The sequence below is a fragment of the Daejeonella lutea genome, assembly GCF_900168015.1.
Taxonomy (GTDB): domain Bacteria; phylum Bacteroidota; class Bacteroidia; order Sphingobacteriales; family Sphingobacteriaceae; genus Daejeonella; species Daejeonella lutea.
The window spans coordinates 58,937-76,859 of the sequence record NZ_FUYR01000003.1 but is presented as its reverse complement, the minus strand read 5'-3'; the positions used below and the strand labels follow the sequence as shown (position 1 = coordinate 76,859).

Genomic DNA, 17,923 nt, shown 5'->3' with positions numbered 1-17,923 from the left:
TGTTATGCCAGAAGTAAGAAACGCATTTGAATTCGATCAAAATCCATTAGTACAACGCGGTGGTACAATCACGTCCAGGAACTTTCTTCCAAATGTTTTCCTTTGGATGTTTATTGCACTGGGACTTTCAGCCGGCTTTGCATATTTCTTTTCGACAGATGCAGGCTTGTTAAGATTACTTATTGATCCCGCAACTGGAAGTAGAACCGGACTAGGAACAATTGCGATGTTCGCCCCATTGGCGTTCGTGCTGCTGATGTCGTTTGGATTAAACAGATTGTCATTCCCCGTATTGGCCCTGGTGTTCGTGCTCTATTCAGCTGCCACAGGTATCAGCTTAAGTTATATTCTTTTGGTATATACGTCTGCATCGGTTTTGGGCTGCTTTATTTCTGCATCAGTTCTATTTGCTGTAATGGCCATTGCGGGTTACACTACCAACACGGATTTAACTAAATTCGGTTCAATTCTTATGATGGCCCTGGTGGGTATCATTGTTGCGAGCCTTGTGAACTTCTTTTTAGGCAGTAGCCAACTTGATTATATAATCAGCTTCATCGGTGTAGCTCTTTTCATCGGCCTCACTGCTTACGACATGCAGCGACTGAAACGAATTGCTGCCGGAATTGAATACGGCGACGCTTCGGCAAACAAAATGGTAATTATGGGTGCATTGACCTTGTACCTTGACTTTATTAATTTGTTTATTATGTTGTTGAGGTTGTTTGGAGGAAGGAAGTAGTTGCAAGTTACCCGTTACCTGTTGCCAGGCAAAGTGGATTTCTAAACGCTGTTAAAGCTTAATAAGTACCGAATAACTATATTGGGCACTTGCCTATGCATCCAGCCTGGCAACTGAAAGCTGGTAACAGATAGCCAAATTTGCTTTTCAGCAAAAAATCACCCACCTTTGCACTGCTTATTCAGAAAGACGGAGGGATTAGACCCTGCGAAGTCTTAGCAACCTGTGCTAACAAGGTGCTACATTCTATCCCGAATATTTCGGGAACAGATAAGTTAAGGTCAATAATACCGACTTTTTGATCAGCAAGTAACAAGTATTAAGTATCAAGACATATTCGAATTGCCCTTTGACACGCTTCATCATGTCTTATGATGCCCGATCTTGATACATTATACTTGACACTTGATACTTGATACCTGATACTTGATACTTACATGATAAGAGAAGAACTAAAAAAACGCATTCTGGTAATCGATGGTGCGATGGGGACGATGATCCAGCGTTACCAGCTAACAGAAGAGGATTTTCGTGGAGAACGATTTAAAGATCACCCCTGTGATGTACGGGGTAATAACGACCTTTTGAATATTACCCGTCCGGATATTATAAAAGCTATCCATGCCGAATATCTGGAGGCTGGGGCAGATATAATCGAGACAAATACGTTTAGCACACAGCGTATCTCCATGGCTGATTATCAAATGGAAGATCTTTCTTATGAAATGAGCTTTGAAGGGGCGCGAATAGCAAAAGAAGTTGCTAATGAATTCACTTTGAAAAATCCTGATAAGCCACGTTTTGTGGCCGGAGCTTTGGGCCCAACTACCAAAATGGCTTCTATGTCGCCCGATGTGAATGATCCGGGATATCGTGCTGTAACTTTTGATGAACTGGTCGACGCCTATTACGAACAAATAAAAGGCCTGATCGATGGGGGTGCAGATGTACTTTTGTTCGAGACCATCACTGACACATTAATTACCAAAGCGGCACTTTTTGCGGCTAAGAATTATGAAAACGAAATCGGTAAAAAAATAGAGATTATGATCTCTGGCACTATCACAGATGCCAGCGGAAGGACTTTATCTGGCCAGACCGTTGAAGCGTTTTTGAATTCTCTGAGCCATGCGAATCTTTTAAGTATTGGGCTTAATTGCGCTTTAGGAGCTAAAGATATGCGGCCGCACATCGAAGAGTTGTCTCAAAAAGCCGGATGTTATATCTCGGCATATCCAAATGCAGGATTACCAAATGAGTTTGGTGCCTATGATGAGCTACCTCATGAAACAGCTCATTTGGTAGAAGATTTCATGGCCAGCGGCTTTGTAAATGTTGTCGGCGGATGCTGCGGTACCACACCTGAGCATATTAAATGCATCGCTGAGAAAGCTGCGAAATTCCCACCGAGGGTTCCTCCGGTGCCGGAGCCATTTTTAAGACTAAGTGGATTGGAGCCGGTTACGATGACTCCGGAAACCAATTTTGCGAATATTGGCGAACGTACAAACATTACCGGATCACCAAAATTTTCAAAATTGATCTTGAACGGTGATTTTGAAGAAGCACTCTCTGTTGCACGTCAGCAGGTTGAGGGCGGTGCACAGATCATTGACGTAAACATGGACGAGGGAATGATCGATTCAGAAGCATCGATGGTTAAATTCCTTAATCTAATCGCGTCAGAACCTGACATTTCAAAACTTCCGATCATGGTCGACTCCTCTAAATGGTCGGTTATTGAGGCTGGACTGAAATGCCTTCAAGGAAAAGGTATCGTCAACTCAATTAGTCTGAAAGAAGGGGAAGAAGCATTTATCAAATCAGCCAGGAAAATTGCTCAATACGGTGCTGCCGTGGTTGTGATGGCATTTGACGAAAACGGGCAGGCTGACTCACTTGAAAGAAGAAAAGAGATCTGTAAGCGTTCATATGATATACTCGTGAACGAAGTTAACTTCCCGCCGCAGGACATCATTTTCGATCCAAACATTCTAACTGTCGCAACCGGTCTCGAAGAACACAATAATTATGCTGTGGACTTTATCGAGGCAACACGATGGATAAAACAAAATCTACCTCTCGCTAAAGTAAGTGGGGGTGTAAGTAATATCTCATTCTCATTCAGAGGAAACAATACGGTCCGTGAGGCAATGCACTCTGCATTTCTTTATCACGCTATTAAAGCTGGTCTGGATATGGGGATCGTGAATGCGGGCATGCTTGAAGTTTATGAAGAGATACCTAAAGATTTGCTGGAACTGGTAGAAGACGTTCTATTAAATCGCCGACCAGATGCAACTGAACGCCTGGTTGATTTCGCTGAGACAATTAAAACCAAGGGTAAGGTAATGGTGAAAGACGAGGAGTGGCGCAAAGAAAGCGTTGAATCCCGTTTGTCGCATTCTCTTGTAAAAGGAATTATAGATTACCTGGATGATGATGTGGAAGAAGCCCGTCAGAAATATGCGAAGCCTCTCGAGGTGATTGAAGGCCCGCTAATGGACGGTATGGGTATTGTCGGCGATCTGTTTGGACAGGGTAAGATGTTCCTGCCGCAGGTTGTAAAATCTGCGAGGGTAATGAAAAAAGCTGTTGCCTATTTACTGCCCTTTATAGAAGAAGAGAAATTAAATAATGCTGACAGCAATCAGCGTAAAAATGCTGGTAAAATATTACTAGCAACAGTAAAGGGTGACGTTCATGATATTGGCAAGAATATCGTTGGTGTTGTACTTGCCTGTAATAATTTTGAGGTGATTGATCTAGGCGTTATGGTGCCGGCACAAAAGATCATCGAAACCGCAAAGGCGGAAAAAGTTGATATCATTGGTCTCAGTGGTTTGATCACTCCTTCTCTCGACGAGATGGTTCACTTTGCCAAGGAAATGGAGCGTGAAGGGTTTAATATTCCACTGATCATTGGTGGAGCAACAACGTCCCGAATCCATGCAGCTGTAAAAGTTGCTCCGAATTATTCGGGGCCGACGGTTCACGTTCTTGATGCTTCACGAAGTGTAACCGTATGCAGCACCCTCATGAGTGATGAAAATAAGGAGGAGTATATTACTGGGATCCATAATGAATATACAAAAGCGCGAGAAGCTCACCTAAGCAAAAAATCAGATAAGCGATTTAAAACAATAGAAGAAGCTCGAGCGCAGAAATTCCAGATCGATCTCAATGGATCGATTGCACCCAGGCCAGCATTCATCGGAACCAGAGTTTTCAAAGACTTTTCACTCGATGAATTAGTCCCTTATATCGACTGGACACCGTTCTTTCATACCTGGGAGTTACGCGGAAGTTTCCCTAAGATATTTGACGATCAGTTTGTCGGAGTGGAGGCAAAAAAATTATACGACGAAGCAAGGGTGCTACTTGATAAACTAGTAAAAGGCAAAAGCTTGAAAGCAAACGGAGTAATAGGTTTCTGGCCAGCAAACTCTGTAGGCGATGACATCGAGCTTTATACAGACGAAAGCAGGACAGAAGTATTCAGGACTATCCACACTCTTCGGCAGCAAGCTGAAAAAGCTGCTGGGGAGCCATACTATGCGCTTTCTGATTTTGTCGCACCTAAAGAATCCGGAGTTGCAGATTATTGGGGAGGTTTCGCAGTGACAACAGGAATAGGCGTTGATGAATTGGTCGCAGAGTATGAAAAGAATTATGACGACTATAACAGCATCATGGTTAAAGCCCTGGCGGATCGTTTAGCTGAAGCATTCGCAGAACGGATGCATGAACTTGTGCGGAAAGAATTTTGGGCTTACTCAAAAGATGAAACTCTTTCAAATGAAGAACTGATAAAAGAAAAGTATGCGGGAATCCGACCTGCCCCAGGTTATCCTGCATGTCCGGACCACACAGAAAAAGCGACTTTATTTGAAATTCTCGACGCCGAAAAAACAACAGGAATTCACCTTACCGAAAGCTTCGCAATGTTCCCGACAGCAGCGGTCAGTGGATTTTATTTTGCCCATCCGCAGTCACGTTACTTCGGGCTTGGAAAAATTAACAAGGACCAGGTTGAAGAATATGCGGTAAGGAAAAAGATGCCGCTGGAAGATGTGGAAAGGTGGTTAAGCCCCAATTTGAGTTATTAATGAAAATCACAGAACACATCCAAAATGCCGCCGGCAAAACCCTATTTTCTTTTGAACTCCTCCCGCCAGTAAAGGGACAAAGTATCCAGGGAATTTACGACGCGATTGATCCTTTGATGGAATTCAATCCGCCTTTTATTGATGTAACCTATCATCGCGAAGACTATATCTATAAACAACACGATAACGGCTTGCTTGAAAAGGTTTCGTACCGTAAACGTCCAGGCACCGTTGCCATCTGTGCGGCCATTATGAATAAATACAAGGTTGATGCGGTTCCTCATCTTATCTGCGGTGGTTTCACTAAGGAAGAAACCGAAAACGCGCTTATCGATCTTCAGTTTTTGGGAATAGATAATGTCCTTGTGCTTCGTGGTGATGCCCGTCATGCCGATTCTGGTTTTATACCGACGCCTGGCGGCCATGCTTACGCGACAGATTTGCTGCAACAGGTAGCAAATATGAATAATGGTATTTATCTACACGAAGATCATGATACTGCTTTCAAAACCCAATTTTGCATTGGCGTAGCCGGCTACCCCGAAAAACATTTTGAAGCGCCAAACCTTAAGACCGACTTTAGTTTTCTGAAAAAAAAGGTTGACATGGGAGCCGAGTTTATCGTAACCCAAATGTTCTTCGATAACTCGAAATATATCGATTTCGTGAAAAAGTGCCGTGAAAATGGAATAAATGTGCCTATTATTCCTGGATTGAAACCCATAACTTCTTCAAAACAACTAATATCACTACCAAAAATATTCCACATTGACCTGCCGGAAGATCTGAGTGAGGCTATTCTAAAATGCAAGTCAGAGAAAGAGGTAAAAGAAGTTGGAATTCAATTCATGATCCAGCAATGTAAAGAACTTATGAAAGCTGGTGCTCCCGTTCTTCACTTCTATACCATGAGTAATCCGGGGCCCACTAAACGAATAGCTGAAGCGATTTTTTAGCAGATGAAATGACCTAATATTTGCAGAATTTATTTGGATTACTTCTAAATAATCCGATCTTTGTAAGCAATGTTAGGAAGAGATCGATTCGATACAACTGAATTAATAGAAGTTTTTGTCACAGCAAAAGGCTCGATATATCAATCAGATGTTGAGAACTGCCTTTACCTAACTTTCTCCGGGAAGACCTCCAGACTCAGCTTTCAATCCCTAAACGATTTAAAAAAAATAATAGATAAGGTTGATCTTGGTCATATGTGCACCTTGATCGAGCACGCTGATATCGAAATTATTCTATTGAAAGATAACTGCTTTGTATTATCAGGCATTGAAATCATATACCTTAAAGAAATACTTCAGGGCGCCTTCACTATGTTTAGGCTGAATCATATCATTACGGATTGCCTTGACAGACTGGTTATATCTTAATTAGATTAACTCCATATTGCCTTTCTTTAGATTCTAGGAACTTATTATTATTAAGTTTGTTTTAATAGCAATCACAATAAACAATAAAAGTTATGAAAGATCTGATGCGTATTAAAAGCCTGCTGTCAGCAGAAATAGAATCTCTTCTGAATCAACAGGTGAAAAAAGAAGCTCATTCTTCGGCCATTTATTTATCAATGGCTTCCTGGTGCGATCGCAATGGTTTCGATGGATCTGCTGACTTTTTCTTCAAACAATCTAATGAAGAGAGAGAGCATCAATTGAAGATATATAAATATATTCTCGATATGGGTGGAACTGCGATTTCGCCGGATATAAATAATATAAAGATCGAATTTGGTACTTTCCGCGAAGTATTTGAAGATGCCCTGGATCAGGAAATTGCCATCACCCAATCGTTCAAAAACATCGTTGCGCGGTGCCATAAAGAACAAGATTATGTTACCCTTGAATTTCTAAACTGGTTCCTGAGGGAACAAAGAGAAGAAGAATATGTAGCGAGAAGAGCCCTTGAATTATTTGAAGTTATAGGCGAAAACGGTACCGGATACTGGGATATTGATAAAAATATCGGAAACATTAAATATTCTGCAGAATAACTGAAGCTGGAGTCTGAAAGATTTCAGTCTTCCGACGTTATTCCTTGTTCAAAATATCATCTACCAGCTTCACTACTTCTTTAGCAGTATACTCTTTTAACCAGATATTAGCGGGTTGTGCTGCCAACACAGGAGCGTATTTACATCTATCAGTACATTCGGTGACAACAAGTTCGATGTCATCCTTTACCCCTTGGCTTTTTAAGTAATGCTTTAGGTTTTTATACAACTCCCGGCTGCCCCGCTTAGAACATTTGCTGCCCTGGCAGATATAAATTGTGTTTTCAGGAACTGAGAATTTCCCCATAAAAATTAAGGTACTGCTTTTTACGTTAGCATAGGGCAAACTACCTAACTATGACCCGAGCAAATACTGTTTGAAACCTGCAAAATCCTTGCCTAAGCTAACCGCAAACTTTGCCCGACCTTCAAGCTCTTTGACCTGGGATGGTACATCAATTTTCGCAACCAGGTCTTCCGAAAATATATCTGGGAACTTACACGGATGGGCGGTGGACAGAAAAATTATATCTGAATTCTTACCTGGATTATCATTTAACCATTGTTTAGATGCCAGCCATGCAATTGCTGTATGCGGACACATAATATATTGATGTTTATCAAAAACTTCCTTAATCGCATTAAGCGTCTCTGAATCAGTAAAAGTGTAGGAAGTCAAAAATCTTTTCAATGCTGACCTATCACCCTTAAAAAGATCCATGATTCTTACCCAGTTGCTCGGATCACCAACGTCCATTGCATTCGAGAAAGTCTGCACAGACGGCTTAGCCTGGTAGACGCCGCTGCTTAAAAAAACAGGAACCGTGTCATTGATATTAGTGGCCGCAATGAATTTCCTGACCGGCAGTCCCATTTTCCATGCAAGGAATCCTGCTCCTATATTTCCGAAATTGCCACTGGGAACCGCAAAAATAACTTCATGCTTGCCCAATCGCTGTAATTGCGCATATGCATTAAAATAATAGAAAGTCTGCGGAATTAAACGGGAAATATTAATTGAATTCGCAGATGTTAACCGGAACCGGGCTTTTAAATCCGGATCAATAAAAGCCTGTTTTACTAAAGCCTGACAATCATCAAATGTGCCTTCAATCTCAACAGCGCGAATATTTTGACCGTTCGTAGTTAACTGCAATTCCTGTATGGGACTTACTTTACCTTTTGGATACAATATCGTTACCGTCGTATTAGGAACGCCTAAGAACCCTAGTGCAACTGCTCCACCAGTGTCGCCCGACGTCGCAACCAATACGTTTAACTCCTTTTCACCGGCCTCCAGAAAATAGCTCATCACCCGGCTCATAAAACGTGCTCCAAAATCTTTAAATGCAAGAGATGGACCATGGAAAAGTTCGAGCACGTGGACCTGTTTTTCAAGCTTCACTAATGGGGCGTCAAAATTTATAGCATCATCTATAATTTTCTTCAAGTCACTATCAGGGATGTCTCCATTGAGAATATTCCTTGCCACATTAAAAGCAATCTCGGGAAGACTGAAGGTGTGCAAATTGCGCAGAAAATCAGGATCCAATTCTGGAATTGATTCAGGCATATATAAACCTTTATCGGCAGGCAAACTGTTAAAAACTGCTTCTTTGAAAGATACCCTAAGGTCTTTATTATTTGTACTGTAAAGTTGCATCTAATCTAAAATTATCGGGCCTTTTGAATTTATTGGGGAATGATAGGAAATACTTTCAGTATCAAGCCAAAGGAAATGTTTCTTAAGTTTTTCATTAATGATTTGGGCGTCATCAGCATTTCGTGTAAACGTAAATACTGACGGACCTGATCCCGAGATACCAAAGCTTAACGCTCCGTTGTCCATAGCGATTTCCCGCAATTTATAAAAATCAGGGATCAGGATAGATCTCACAGGCTCAACAATTACATCCTTCATACTCCTGGAGATCAAATCAATATCTTTCAGAAATAACCCGCTGACCAGTCCAGCGACATTCCCCCATTGCACAACGGCATCCTTAAGCGACACGTTGCTGCGAATGATCTTTCTGGCGTCGCGGGTAGGAACGTCTACATGTGGAAATACTATCGAGCAATATAACTCTTCGGGATATGGTAACCGTATAATATCAAGGGGTTCATAACTTCTGATCAGAACAAAACCGCCCAGCAAAGCTGGGGCAACATTATCAGCATGACCTGTCCCACAAGCCATTTCCTCGCCCTTCATGGCAAAGGGGACAAGCTCCATCTGCGTTAATGGGTTTCCCATTAAGGTATTGATGGCAAACAGCCCGGCAACTGTACTTGCAGAGCTGGAACCAAGTCCACTGCCAATGGGCATTTTCTTAAATAGCTCGATCTCCACCCCTACCTCAGGGCGGCCAATATGATCAAGATAATGCTGGACGCTGACGCTGACGGTATTTTTTGCCGGGTGATAAGGCAAACGGCCTTCGTCGCCGCTGATCTTTGTAATTACAACTCCAGGCTCATCTTTAATACGCATGATCACCTCATCTCCGGGCTGGTCCACTGCAAAGCCGAGTACATCATATCCGCAAACAACATTCGCTACCGTAGCCGGGGCAAAGACTTTTACTGATCTATCCATAATATAAAATTCCCTTCTGGGCCAAAGCCATTTTCCTCTGTTTCAAAATTATCAAATTCATTTGTTCGGAAAGATCTATTGTGCACCAACATTAACGATATCCGCAAAAACCCCGGCGGCAGTTACATCGGCTCCGGCACCCGGTCCTTTTACTACCATTGGACGTTCTTTGTATCTATCTGTTGTAAAAGAAATTATATTATCACTCCCGGAAAGCGCATAAAAAGGATGAGTGTCGTCTACCATTTGCAAATTGATAGTAGCTTTGCCGTCTTCAAGTTTAGCAATGTATCTGAGAACTTTCCTCTCAGCCTGGGCCTGTTTCTTCAGATTTTCGAAAAATGCCCCTTCTTTTTTTAGTTCGGCGTAAAACTCATCTACCGACTGAGCATCTATACAAGACTGGGGCAGCATACTTTCAATGTGCACATCTTCAGCTTCAAGCGGATATCCAGCATCCCTGGCAAGGATTAGCATTTTACGCATAAAGTCTGTGCCCTTCAAATCGTCACGTGGATCAGGCTCAGTATAGCCTTTCTCCTGTGCCTGCTTCACAATATCATGAAAAGTAACATCACCCTTATAGTTATTGAAAATATAGGAGATGGTACCTGAAAGAATCGCTTCGATGCTTAAAACCCTGTCGCCGCTCACCATAAGGTCCTTAAGTGTTCGAACTATCGGCAAACCTGCGCCGACATTGGTTTCATAAAAATAGTCCACGCCATGGGTCCGGGCAGTATCTTTAAACAATTTGTATTGACTATAACTTGATGAATTTCCTATCTTGTTACATGTTACGATTGAGATGTTTGAGCTAAATATTTCATGATAAAACTCTATTGGCTTTAAGCTGGCAGTATTATCAGCAAAAACACAGTTTGGAAGATTCAAATTCTTCATTTTCTCCACGAAAGCAGATAGGTCGGCCGTTTGACCGGCTGAATCAAGTGTAGTCTCCCAATTCTCCAGATCTATACCGTCCGGATCAAAATACATTTTCCGGGTATTGCCAATTCCTACTACCCTAATTTGAATGCCATTATGCTCCTGCAAAAACTGGCGGTGCTCCTGAACCTGGCGGAATAATGTTTTACCTATATTACCCGTTCCCAGACAAAACAGGTTTAGCGTCTTGTTAAGATCAACAAAGAAGGCATCATGAACTGCATTCAAACCTTTGTTCAAGTCATCGTGCGATATGATAACAGAGATATTATATTCAGATGAACCCTGAGCAATTGCTCTTACATTGATACCATTTCTACCCAGTGCATGAAAAAGCTTGCCTGATATACCAGGAGTTTGCTTCATATTTTCCCCTACAATTGCGAGTACCGCCAAACCTTTCTCAAATATCGGAGCTTCCAATTTTTTTGCCAATAGTTCCAACTCAAATTCATGTTCAATGACACGTTGAGCTTTTGCGGCATCAGTGGGATGTATAGCAAATGTGATACTGTGCTCTGATGAAGATTGCGTAATTAGGATTACATTGATCTGTTCCCGTGCGAGAAGAGAGAACAAGCGGCCGCTGAAGCCAGCTTTTCCTACCATTCCGCTTCCTTCAATATTTATTATACTTATATCATTGATCGATGAAATTCCTTTAATTGCAAGATCCGAACTGTCGCAATTATGCTTAATTACTGAACCGATAAAGTCAGGTTCAAACGTATTACGGATTACGATCGGAATCTTTTTCATAAACGCCGGGATCATTGTTGGCGGATAAATCACCTTTGCCCCGAAAAATGAAAGCTCCATAGCTTCAGTATAAGACAACTCCGGTAATGAAAATGCCTTTTTAACCATTCTCGGATCGGCAGTCATCATTCCGTTTACATCTGTCCAAATCTCTATCTCACTTGCGTTGAGCGCTGAACCAAATATCGCTGCAGTATAGTCGCTACCACCACGGCCGAGTGTTGTTATACGTCCTTCATCGTTACTTGCAATAAAGCCGGTTACAAACAACATCTTGGATTTATTTTTCTCATAATAATCACGGATCAGTATCTCTGTTAGCTCCATATTCACCTTTGCCTGCCCGAAGCTGCTGTCCGTTTTTACTAAGTCGGCGGCATTCACAAAAATGGTGTTATCCTTTTCCTGCCCCGCAATTTTACTAATCATGAATGTTGAGCATCGCTCACCGTAACTTAAAACCAGGTCACGGGTTCTTGGAGTAAGCTCGCGCAACATTGAAACACCTTGTAGTAAATCTTCAATCTCATTGAACAATATTCTTAACTGTGTAAAAACAGGGTTTTGACGTGAAACAGCCAAAAGTTCTTTGATCACATCGAAATGGCGCTCTTCCAGTTGCTTCAACTCATCCTGAAAAGTTCCTCCCTGGGAAGCTTTATCAGCCATTGCAGAAAGCAAGTTCGTGACCCCACTCATTGCCGAAAGAACAATTACAGGATTTCCTGTACTTTGATCTTCCCGTTCCACGATTTGTAATAGCTTGCTGATCGATTCAACTGACCCAACTGATGTGCCTCCGAATTTTAAAATTTTCATTTCTAGTTATTTTGTTTCAATTGTTGTGCACCCGTCCGAATAATTGGCTGGATGAAATATATGAGCTTAAATTTTTGATAAAAAAAAGCGCCTTCCCCGTTGTCGGAGGAAGGCGCTTTTGATGTTTTATGCTTTTTATTACACCATACAAGACCTTCCCCATCGCGTAAGCGTGGTTGTGGTATTGGTTGTTGTGGTATAAAAATTAATATTCATTGCTTCTTTCTGTGGCGCTAATTACGGGCTTAGTTTTCGAATTAGCAAATTTATTTATTGGATCTTATTTCTTTTGCTCTTTTTTGGCTTATACTAATAGAACAACTTGTAAAGCAGCAACCAAGAGGTGACAATAGCAGGTATGCAACTATCTCGTATCTTTGTATTCAATGCAAGGCTTAGTAATTAAATCAACCGGGAGCTGGTATGAAGTCATCACTCAAAGCGGTGAAACAATTAATTGCCGGATTAAAGGCAAGTTCAGAACACTGGATATAAAAACTACTAATCCCATAGCGGTGGGCGATCAGGTGGAGATAGAGCGGGAACCCGATCAGAATACGGGTATCATCATCTCACTCCATCCCCGCAAAAATTATATCATTCGTAAATCAGTTAATCTCTCGAAGCAAGCTCAGATTATTGCGGCTAATCTCGATCAGGCATTTTTGATCGTTACTCTGGCTTCTCCCCGCACTTCCCTGGGTTTTATCGATCGCTTTTTAGTCACTGCCGAAGCATACGCCATCCCGGCGAAATTAATATTTAACAAATTAGATCTCTTTAGTAATGAAGGACTGGATATACTGAGGCAATACCAGGAAATCTATGAAAAAGCTGGTTATCCGTGCTACAGCGTTTCCGCGATTGAACAAACCAATATTGATCAGATAAGGGAATTGCTTAAAGATCAGGTTACACTCGTAAGCGGCCATTCCGGAGTAGGAAAATCAACTCTTATAAATGCTTTGCTTCCCGGATCAAAGTTAAAGACCGGAGACATATCAGACTGGAGCGATAAAGGAAAACACACTACCACTTTCGCAGAAATGTTTGAACTGCCTTTCGGCGGATATCTGATTGATACTCCAGGTATCCGCGAGCTGGGCGTTTTCGACATCGAAAAGCAGGAACTGGGAAGACTTTTCCCGGAAATTCGGGAACTTATGGGCGATTGCAAATTTCACAACTGCAGACATATAAATGAACCTGGTTGCGCTGTGCTGCGAGCAGTCGAGCACGATGAAATTGAACCTTCACGCTATGAAAGCTATTTAAGTATTTATCACAATAACGACACAAGAGCGTAAATGAGAGCAATCATACAACGGGTAAGCAGCGCCTCCTGTTCAGTAGATACAAAAACTACAGGACAAATCGATACGGGTCTTATGGTGCTCTTAGGCATTGAGGAAACAGACGGGGATGAGGACCTCAGCTGGCTTGCCCAGAAAATATCAAACATGCGGATTTTCTCGGATGAAAATGGTGCAATGAACAAATCACTAGGCGACGTTAACGGTGATATATTACTAATCAGTCAATTTACTTTATACGCATCTACAAAGAAAGGTAACAGACCTGGGTTTACCCGAGCTGCGAAACCCGATATAGCTATACCTCTTTACAAAAAAATGATTGCAGAACTTGAAAGAGTAACTGGAAAACCAGTCCAAACCGGAATTTTTGGCGCCGATATGAAAATAAGGCTGGTAAATGATGGGCCCGTGACCATCCAAATCGATTCAAAATCAAAAGAATAAGTTATGACCATAGAGGAAGCACAGAATACGGTTGAAAAGTGGATTAATTCCACAGGGATAAGATACTTCAATGAGCTTACAAATACAGCAATTCTGATGGAGGAGGTAGGTGAAGTAGCGCGTATAATGGCCCGCAAATATGGTGAACAGTCTTTTAAAAAATCAGAAGAAGATCAAGATCTCGGGGATGAATTTGCAGATGTTCTGTTTGTTTTGATCTGTTTGGCAAATCAAACTGGTATTAATCTCACTGAAGCGCTGCAAAAGAATCTTGAGAAGAAAAGCATACGGGATGCCGAGAGACATGAGAACAATACTAAACTGCGGTAATATCCTTATCCGTCCTTCCTTGCAATAATAATTCACATCGAAGGATTTAGAGAATAGAGCTATTCCAATTCCATCTTCACCAACCGCTCCCCATCGAGCACGGGGATACTTTTGGTGACATCGAGATTTAGGCAAAAAGCAATATCCTCCTCAATTCCGAGTTTTTTTAGGCGCTCGCTATGGGAGGTTTTTTTCAGATATGCATTGAGGTCTGCTTTTGCCAGATTATAAAGATCTTCGGTAGCAATTCCAGAATCATCCAGGTGATAGTCTTCGTCTTTAAGTAAATGCACGACTCCACCTGCAAATAAAGAATCTTCAAGGTTAACTTTATCTTTCCACCCCGAACATAAAAGCAGGACGTCATTCGGCTGTGTTTTGAGCCAATTGCAAAGGGCTGTAATGTTTAAAAACGAACCTATAACGATTTTACTTGCTCCCCTTGAAAGATTAATGGCATGGGTCCCATTCGTTGTTGTTAACACAATGGTTTTACCATCTACTTTTTCACGGATATAGGAAAACGGAGAGTTTCCAAAATCAAATCCCGCAACTACTTCACCGTTTCGTTCGGCTGCAAGTAAGAATTCAGAATGTCTGTAAGATTCGCACGCTTCTACTGTTGCAACAGGAATAATTGCCTCGGCACCGTTTTCGATTCCATAGCAGATCGATGACGTTGCCCTGAATATGTCTATGACTACAACGATACTTGCCTTAAAGTCATAAAGATGGAGAAGCGCAGGTGTCAGGCAAACTTCCAGATTACGTTTATGCATGCAGATCTTAAATGTTTATTTGAACGGAAATTTAACAACCCTGGCCTTCACATTGTTATCGCGGATCTTTATATATATTTCTGTAGCTTCTTTTGAAAACTCCTTGGCAACATAACCCATACCTATCGCTTTCTGAAGAGAGGGAGCCTGAGTTCCGGAGGTTACTTTGCCAATTACATTCCCATTAACATCCACGATCTCATAGTCATGTCGAGGTATTCCGCGGTCAATCATTTCAAAGCCTACAAGCTTACGGCTAACTCCCTCCTGCTTTTGAGCAGCCAGGTTTTCTGAATTCACGAAATTCTTGGTAAATTTTGTTACCCACCCTAATCCGGCTTCTATTGGGGAAGTCGTATCGTCAATGTCATTACCATATAAACAGAAGCCCATCTCCAATCTCAACGTATCCCTGGCAGCAAGTCCAATAGGTTTTATTCCAAACTTCTCTCCAGCTTTGAATATTTCATCCCAAATATGCTTAGCGTGTTTATTTTCAAAATATAATTCAAAACCTCCCGCGCCTGTATAACCGGTTGCGGAGATCAGTACATTTTCAACTCCTGCAAATGCACCTTTTTTAAATGTGTAATATTCCATTGCTGCCAGATCAACATCCGTGAGGCTTTGCAGAGCCGCAGCAGCTTTTGGCCCCTGTACAGCAAGTAAAGAAGTTTGATCGGAGATATTTTTCATCTCCACACCACCGGTATTATGAGAGGATATCCAGTCCCAGTCTTTTTCGATATTCGATGCATTAACAACCAACATATAAGTTTTCTCATCAATCCGATAAACCAGCAGGTCATCAACAATACCACCCGTTTCATTTGGCAGACATGAGTATTGGATTTTACCGTCAAAAAGTTTGGAAGCATCATTAGAGCTTACTCTTTGGATCAGATCTAGAGCACCCTCACCTTTGAGAATAAACTCACCCATATGGCTTACATCGAAAACACCCACGTCCTTGCGAACCGTCTCATGCTCCACATTGATGCCACTATATTGTACTGGCATGTTAAATCCTGCAAAAGGAACCATTTTGGCACCAAGGCTAATATGGACATCATTTAAAGCTACATTCTTCATTCAGGCAAATATTGATTGCCGCAAAAGTAATTAAAAACGGGTAAAGAGCAGGCTAATTTGAAAACCTATTCTTCAAACGATAAGGCCAACTGAGGGTCAGTAACGCGGAAGGTTCTGCGATGATACGGGGACATGCCATATGAAATTACTGCATCGCGATGTTTAATTGTAGGATATCCTTTATTGTTGCACCAGTCATACTGCGGATGCTCAAGTGCCAGCCGGTGCATATGATCATCGCGGTAAGTCTTTGCGAGGATGGATGCTGCTGCGATAGAATAATATTTACCGTCTCCTTTTATCACACATTGATGAGGGACTTTTTGATACGCTTTGAACCGATTTCCGTCAATAATAATAAAACCCGGAGAAATGTGAAGTTTCTCTAGAGCAAGATGCATCGCCTTAAACGAAGCATTAAGGATATTAATTCGGTCAATTTCCTCGTGATCTACCTCAGCAACGGCGAAAGCTATAGCTTCCCGCTCAATGCAGTCACGTAAATTATATCGATCTTTTTCACCCAGCTGTTTTGAATCAGTCAAAACATCGTGCTTGAAATTTTTTGGAAGTATGACAGCTGCCGCATACACCGGTCCAGCAAGACATCCTCGTCCCGCCTCATCGCATCCTGCTTCAATAAATTCATTTTGGAAATACGGCAACAGCATTTTATTCCGGCGATTTTGATAGCACAAATTTAGAAATTCCTCATGAACTTTATAAGATCCTGATTGATAGAATTGTAATGTCGTCAGAGTTCATCCGGGCGTTATTCGTCAGCTGAATGTTTCTTAAAATAGCTTCATTGAGGTCGTCAACTGACAAGTTGCTGTTGTTAACCAAATGATCAACTAATTCCTCGTCAGTAATATATACGTCTTCGTTCGCACTTTCAACTAAGCCATCTGTGTAGTTGAAAATAAGACTACCTGGTGATAAAATTTCTGTGCCAACCCTTACGGAAGGAAGCTTATCGAAAGCCCCAATAATGGTTGTCCCATCTTTGAGGAATTTTATTTTTCCATCCTTCATCAGGATTGGGGGATTGTGACCAGCGTTCACGTATCGAAGCTCGCGGGTTTTTTCATTGTAAAGGCCCAGGAAAAGGGTAATAAAACGTTCGCCGTTGGTATTGGATACTACAATCTCATTTAGCCGTTCCGTAACTTTAACAAGATCACTTTCCACTGACGACCACGCACGTAGACTTGCCTGCAAGTTCGCCATGAGCAATGCTGCGGAAACGCCCTTCCCTGAGGCATCGGCTATACACCATAAAAATTCTTCAGGTCCAAGTTTAATGAAGTCGAAATAATCTCCTCCAATATTTTGATTCGGCAAATAAGTCGCACCAACCTCTACGGATCCCGTCTTTGGCAGGCTTCGTGGAATCAGCATCCCTTGAACTTCAACCGCAAGTTCCATGTCCCGCTGTAAGCGCTCGCGGTCAACCCGTTCTTTAAATAATTTCTTATTCTCGAGAGCAACTACTATTACATTTATTAAAGTCTCGACAAAGTTCAGGTCGTTGCCTAATAGCTCATGACCTATATCAAAGTCTCCTATCAAAACAAATGCGAGGAATTCGTCCTTGTGAAATACAGGCACGAAATACTCATATTTATTTAACAACGCATCGGCATTATTTCTTAAGGCCGTAATATTCTTGAAATCCGACAGTGCCTGACAGGTCTGTTGAAGAGTTTTAGCATTTTCGAAATCCCCTCCGAATCGTGCGGCACAATAGAAATGTTCGCCTTCCCGGATTAGCAGCCTTACCTTTCCTATTTTCAGGTGAACATTCAGAATAACTTCAAGCATCTCAAACAAAACGTTCGAGGAGCTATTTTTATTAATTGCCTGGGTTATTTCTAGAAGTGAATTTAACTCTGCCTGTCGTTTTAGCAGGAGTTGAATTAACTCACTCTCATCATTAATTACTGAAGTTGGTAGATGTGCCAATACAATACCTATTGGT

General features: G+C 41.7%; 15 protein-coding genes and 1 riboswitch. Of the genes, 7 read left to right on the top strand and 8 right to left on the bottom strand.

Annotation, left to right across the window (positions count from 1 at the left end; translation table 11 throughout):
• Nucleotides 1–4 precede the first annotated feature (4 nt).
• The 4 genes from B5X60_RS13935 to B5X60_RS13915 all read left to right on the top strand — a co-directional run bounded on the left by B5X60_RS13935 (nucleotide 5) and on the right by B5X60_RS13915 (nucleotide 6,856).
• The gene (locus tag B5X60_RS13935; RefSeq protein ID WP_079703340.1) at nucleotides 5–742 is read left to right on the top strand and encodes a Bax inhibitor-1/YccA family protein; all 738 of its coding nucleotides are present in this window, start codon (nucleotides 5–7) and stop codon (nucleotides 740–742) included.
• A 174-nt stretch (nucleotides 743–916) separates the two neighbouring features.
• Nucleotides 917–1,019: riboswitch (SAM riboswitch) on the top strand.
• A gap of 160 nt (nucleotides 1,020–1,179) precedes the next feature.
• Nucleotides 1,180–4,851 (top strand): methionine synthase, encoded by a 3,672-nt coding sequence (metH, locus tag B5X60_RS13930; protein WP_079703339.1) that lies wholly within the window; start codon nucleotides 1,180–1,182, stop codon nucleotides 4,849–4,851.
• Nucleotides 4,851–5,807 (top strand): methylenetetrahydrofolate reductase [NAD(P)H], encoded by a 957-nt coding sequence (gene metF / locus B5X60_RS13925; RefSeq protein WP_079703338.1) that lies wholly within the window; start codon nucleotides 4,851–4,853, stop codon nucleotides 5,805–5,807. Before metH ends, metF begins: the two co-directional genes overlap by 1 nt.
• Nucleotides 5,808–6,328: 521 nt before the next feature.
• Nucleotides 6,329–6,856 carry a ferritin gene (locus tag B5X60_RS13915; RefSeq protein ID WP_079703336.1) on the top strand — a complete coding sequence of 176 codons (528 nt, stop codon included), beginning with the start codon at nucleotides 6,329–6,331 and terminating at the stop codon, nucleotides 6,854–6,856.
• A gap of 37 nt (nucleotides 6,857–6,893) precedes the next feature.
• Here the strand turns inward: B5X60_RS13915 and B5X60_RS13910 are convergent, their stop codons facing one another.
• The 4 genes from B5X60_RS13910 to thrA form a co-directional block, all read right to left on the bottom strand.
• Nucleotides 6,894–7,163, bottom strand: a complete 270-nt coding sequence (locus tag B5X60_RS13910) for a (2Fe-2S) ferredoxin domain-containing protein (RefSeq protein ID WP_079703335.1) — start codon at nucleotides 7,161–7,163, stop codon at nucleotides 6,894–6,896.
• Between the two features lie 48 nt (nucleotides 7,164–7,211).
• Nucleotides 7,212–8,519, bottom strand: coding sequence for a threonine synthase (gene thrC / locus B5X60_RS13905; protein ID WP_079703334.1), 1,308 nt, complete (start codon nucleotides 8,517–8,519; stop codon nucleotides 7,212–7,214).
• Entirely contained in the window at nucleotides 8,520–9,455 is a 936-nt protein-coding gene (locus B5X60_RS13900) for a homoserine kinase (RefSeq protein WP_079703333.1), read from the bottom strand.
• Between the two features lie 75 nt (nucleotides 9,456–9,530).
• Nucleotides 9,531–11,981, bottom strand: coding sequence for a bifunctional aspartate kinase/homoserine dehydrogenase I (gene thrA, locus B5X60_RS13895; RefSeq protein ID WP_079703332.1), 2,451 nt, complete (start codon nucleotides 11,979–11,981; stop codon nucleotides 9,531–9,533).
• A 386-nt stretch (nucleotides 11,982–12,367) separates the two neighbouring features.
• On the opposite strand from thrA, the gene rsgA reads away from it, so the two are divergent.
• From rsgA to B5X60_RS13880, 3 genes are read left to right on the top strand one after another with little or no spacing between them, the layout of a single operon-like run.
• Entirely contained in the window at nucleotides 12,368–13,288 is a 921-nt protein-coding gene (gene rsgA / locus B5X60_RS13890) for a ribosome small subunit-dependent GTPase A (protein ID WP_079703331.1), read from the top strand.
• A complete protein-coding gene (gene dtd / locus B5X60_RS13885; RefSeq protein WP_079703330.1) occupies nucleotides 13,289–13,741 on the top strand; it encodes a D-aminoacyl-tRNA deacylase in 453 nt (150 codons plus the stop codon).
• A 3-nt stretch (nucleotides 13,742–13,744) separates the two neighbouring features.
• Complete coding sequence (locus tag B5X60_RS13880; protein ID WP_079703329.1) at nucleotides 13,745–14,071, top strand: nucleotide pyrophosphohydrolase; 327 nt, start codon at nucleotides 13,745–13,747, stop codon at nucleotides 14,069–14,071.
• Between the two features lie 59 nt (nucleotides 14,072–14,130).
• Here the strand turns inward: B5X60_RS13880 and B5X60_RS13875 are convergent, their stop codons facing one another.
• From B5X60_RS13875 to B5X60_RS13860, 4 genes are all read right to left on the bottom strand, one after another.
• On the bottom strand, nucleotides 14,131–14,850 hold the full coding sequence (locus B5X60_RS13875) for a 2-phosphosulfolactate phosphatase (protein WP_079703328.1): 720 nt from the start codon (nucleotides 14,848–14,850) through the stop codon (nucleotides 14,131–14,133).
• A 15-nt stretch (nucleotides 14,851–14,865) separates the two neighbouring features.
• A complete protein-coding gene (gene gcvT, locus B5X60_RS13870) occupies nucleotides 14,866–15,942 on the bottom strand; it encodes a glycine cleavage system aminomethyltransferase GcvT (RefSeq protein ID WP_079703327.1) in 1,077 nt (358 codons plus the stop codon).
• 65 nt (nucleotides 15,943–16,007) lie between these two features.
• Nucleotides 16,008–16,613 (bottom strand): ribonuclease HII, encoded by a 606-nt coding sequence (locus tag B5X60_RS13865; protein WP_079703326.1) that lies wholly within the window; start codon nucleotides 16,611–16,613, stop codon nucleotides 16,008–16,010.
• Nucleotides 16,614–16,662: 49 nt separating this feature from the next.
• The gene (locus B5X60_RS13860) at nucleotides 16,663–17,907 is read right to left on the bottom strand and encodes a PP2C family protein-serine/threonine phosphatase (RefSeq protein ID WP_079703325.1); all 1,245 of its coding nucleotides are present in this window, start codon (nucleotides 17,905–17,907) and stop codon (nucleotides 16,663–16,665) included.
• Nucleotides 17,908–17,923 lie beyond the last annotated feature (16 nt).

Excerpts from the sequence above, each read along its gene's own strand:
- B5X60_RS13935 (WP_079703340.1), top strand. The coding sequence starts at position 5 with ATGCCAGAAGTAAGAAACGCATTTGAATTCGATCAAAATCCATTAGTA.
- metH (WP_079703339.1), top strand. The coding sequence starts at position 1,180 with ATGATAAGAGAAGAACTAAAAAAACGCATTCTGGTAATCGATGGTGCG.
- metF (WP_079703338.1), top strand. The coding sequence starts at position 4,851 with ATGAAAATCACAGAACACATCCAAAATGCCGCCGGCAAAACCCTATTT.
- B5X60_RS13915 (WP_079703336.1), top strand. The coding sequence starts at position 6,329 with ATGAAAGATCTGATGCGTATTAAAAGCCTGCTGTCAGCAGAAATAGAA.
- B5X60_RS13910 (WP_079703335.1), bottom strand. The coding sequence starts at position 7,163 with ATGGGGAAATTCTCAGTTCCTGAAAACACAATTTATATCTGCCAGGGC.
- thrC (WP_079703334.1), bottom strand. The coding sequence starts at position 8,519 with ATGCAACTTTACAGTACAAATAATAAAGACCTTAGGGTATCTTTCAAA.
- B5X60_RS13900 (WP_079703333.1), bottom strand. The coding sequence starts at position 9,455 with ATGGATAGATCAGTAAAAGTCTTTGCCCCGGCTACGGTAGCGAATGTT.
- thrA (WP_079703332.1), bottom strand. The coding sequence starts at position 11,981 with ATGAAAATTTTAAAATTCGGAGGCACATCAGTTGGGTCAGTTGAATCG.
- rsgA (WP_079703331.1), top strand. The coding sequence starts at position 12,368 with ATGCAAGGCTTAGTAATTAAATCAACCGGGAGCTGGTATGAAGTCATC.
- dtd (WP_079703330.1), top strand. The coding sequence starts at position 13,289 with ATGAGAGCAATCATACAACGGGTAAGCAGCGCCTCCTGTTCAGTAGAT.
- B5X60_RS13880 (WP_079703329.1), top strand. The coding sequence starts at position 13,745 with ATGACCATAGAGGAAGCACAGAATACGGTTGAAAAGTGGATTAATTCC.
- B5X60_RS13875 (WP_079703328.1), bottom strand. The coding sequence starts at position 14,850 with ATGCATAAACGTAATCTGGAAGTTTGCCTGACACCTGCGCTTCTCCAT.
- gcvT (WP_079703327.1), bottom strand. The coding sequence starts at position 15,942 with ATGAAGAATGTAGCTTTAAATGATGTCCATATTAGCCTTGGTGCCAAA.
- B5X60_RS13865 (WP_079703326.1), bottom strand. The coding sequence starts at position 16,613 with ATGCTGTTGCCGTATTTCCAAAATGAATTTATTGAAGCAGGATGCGAT.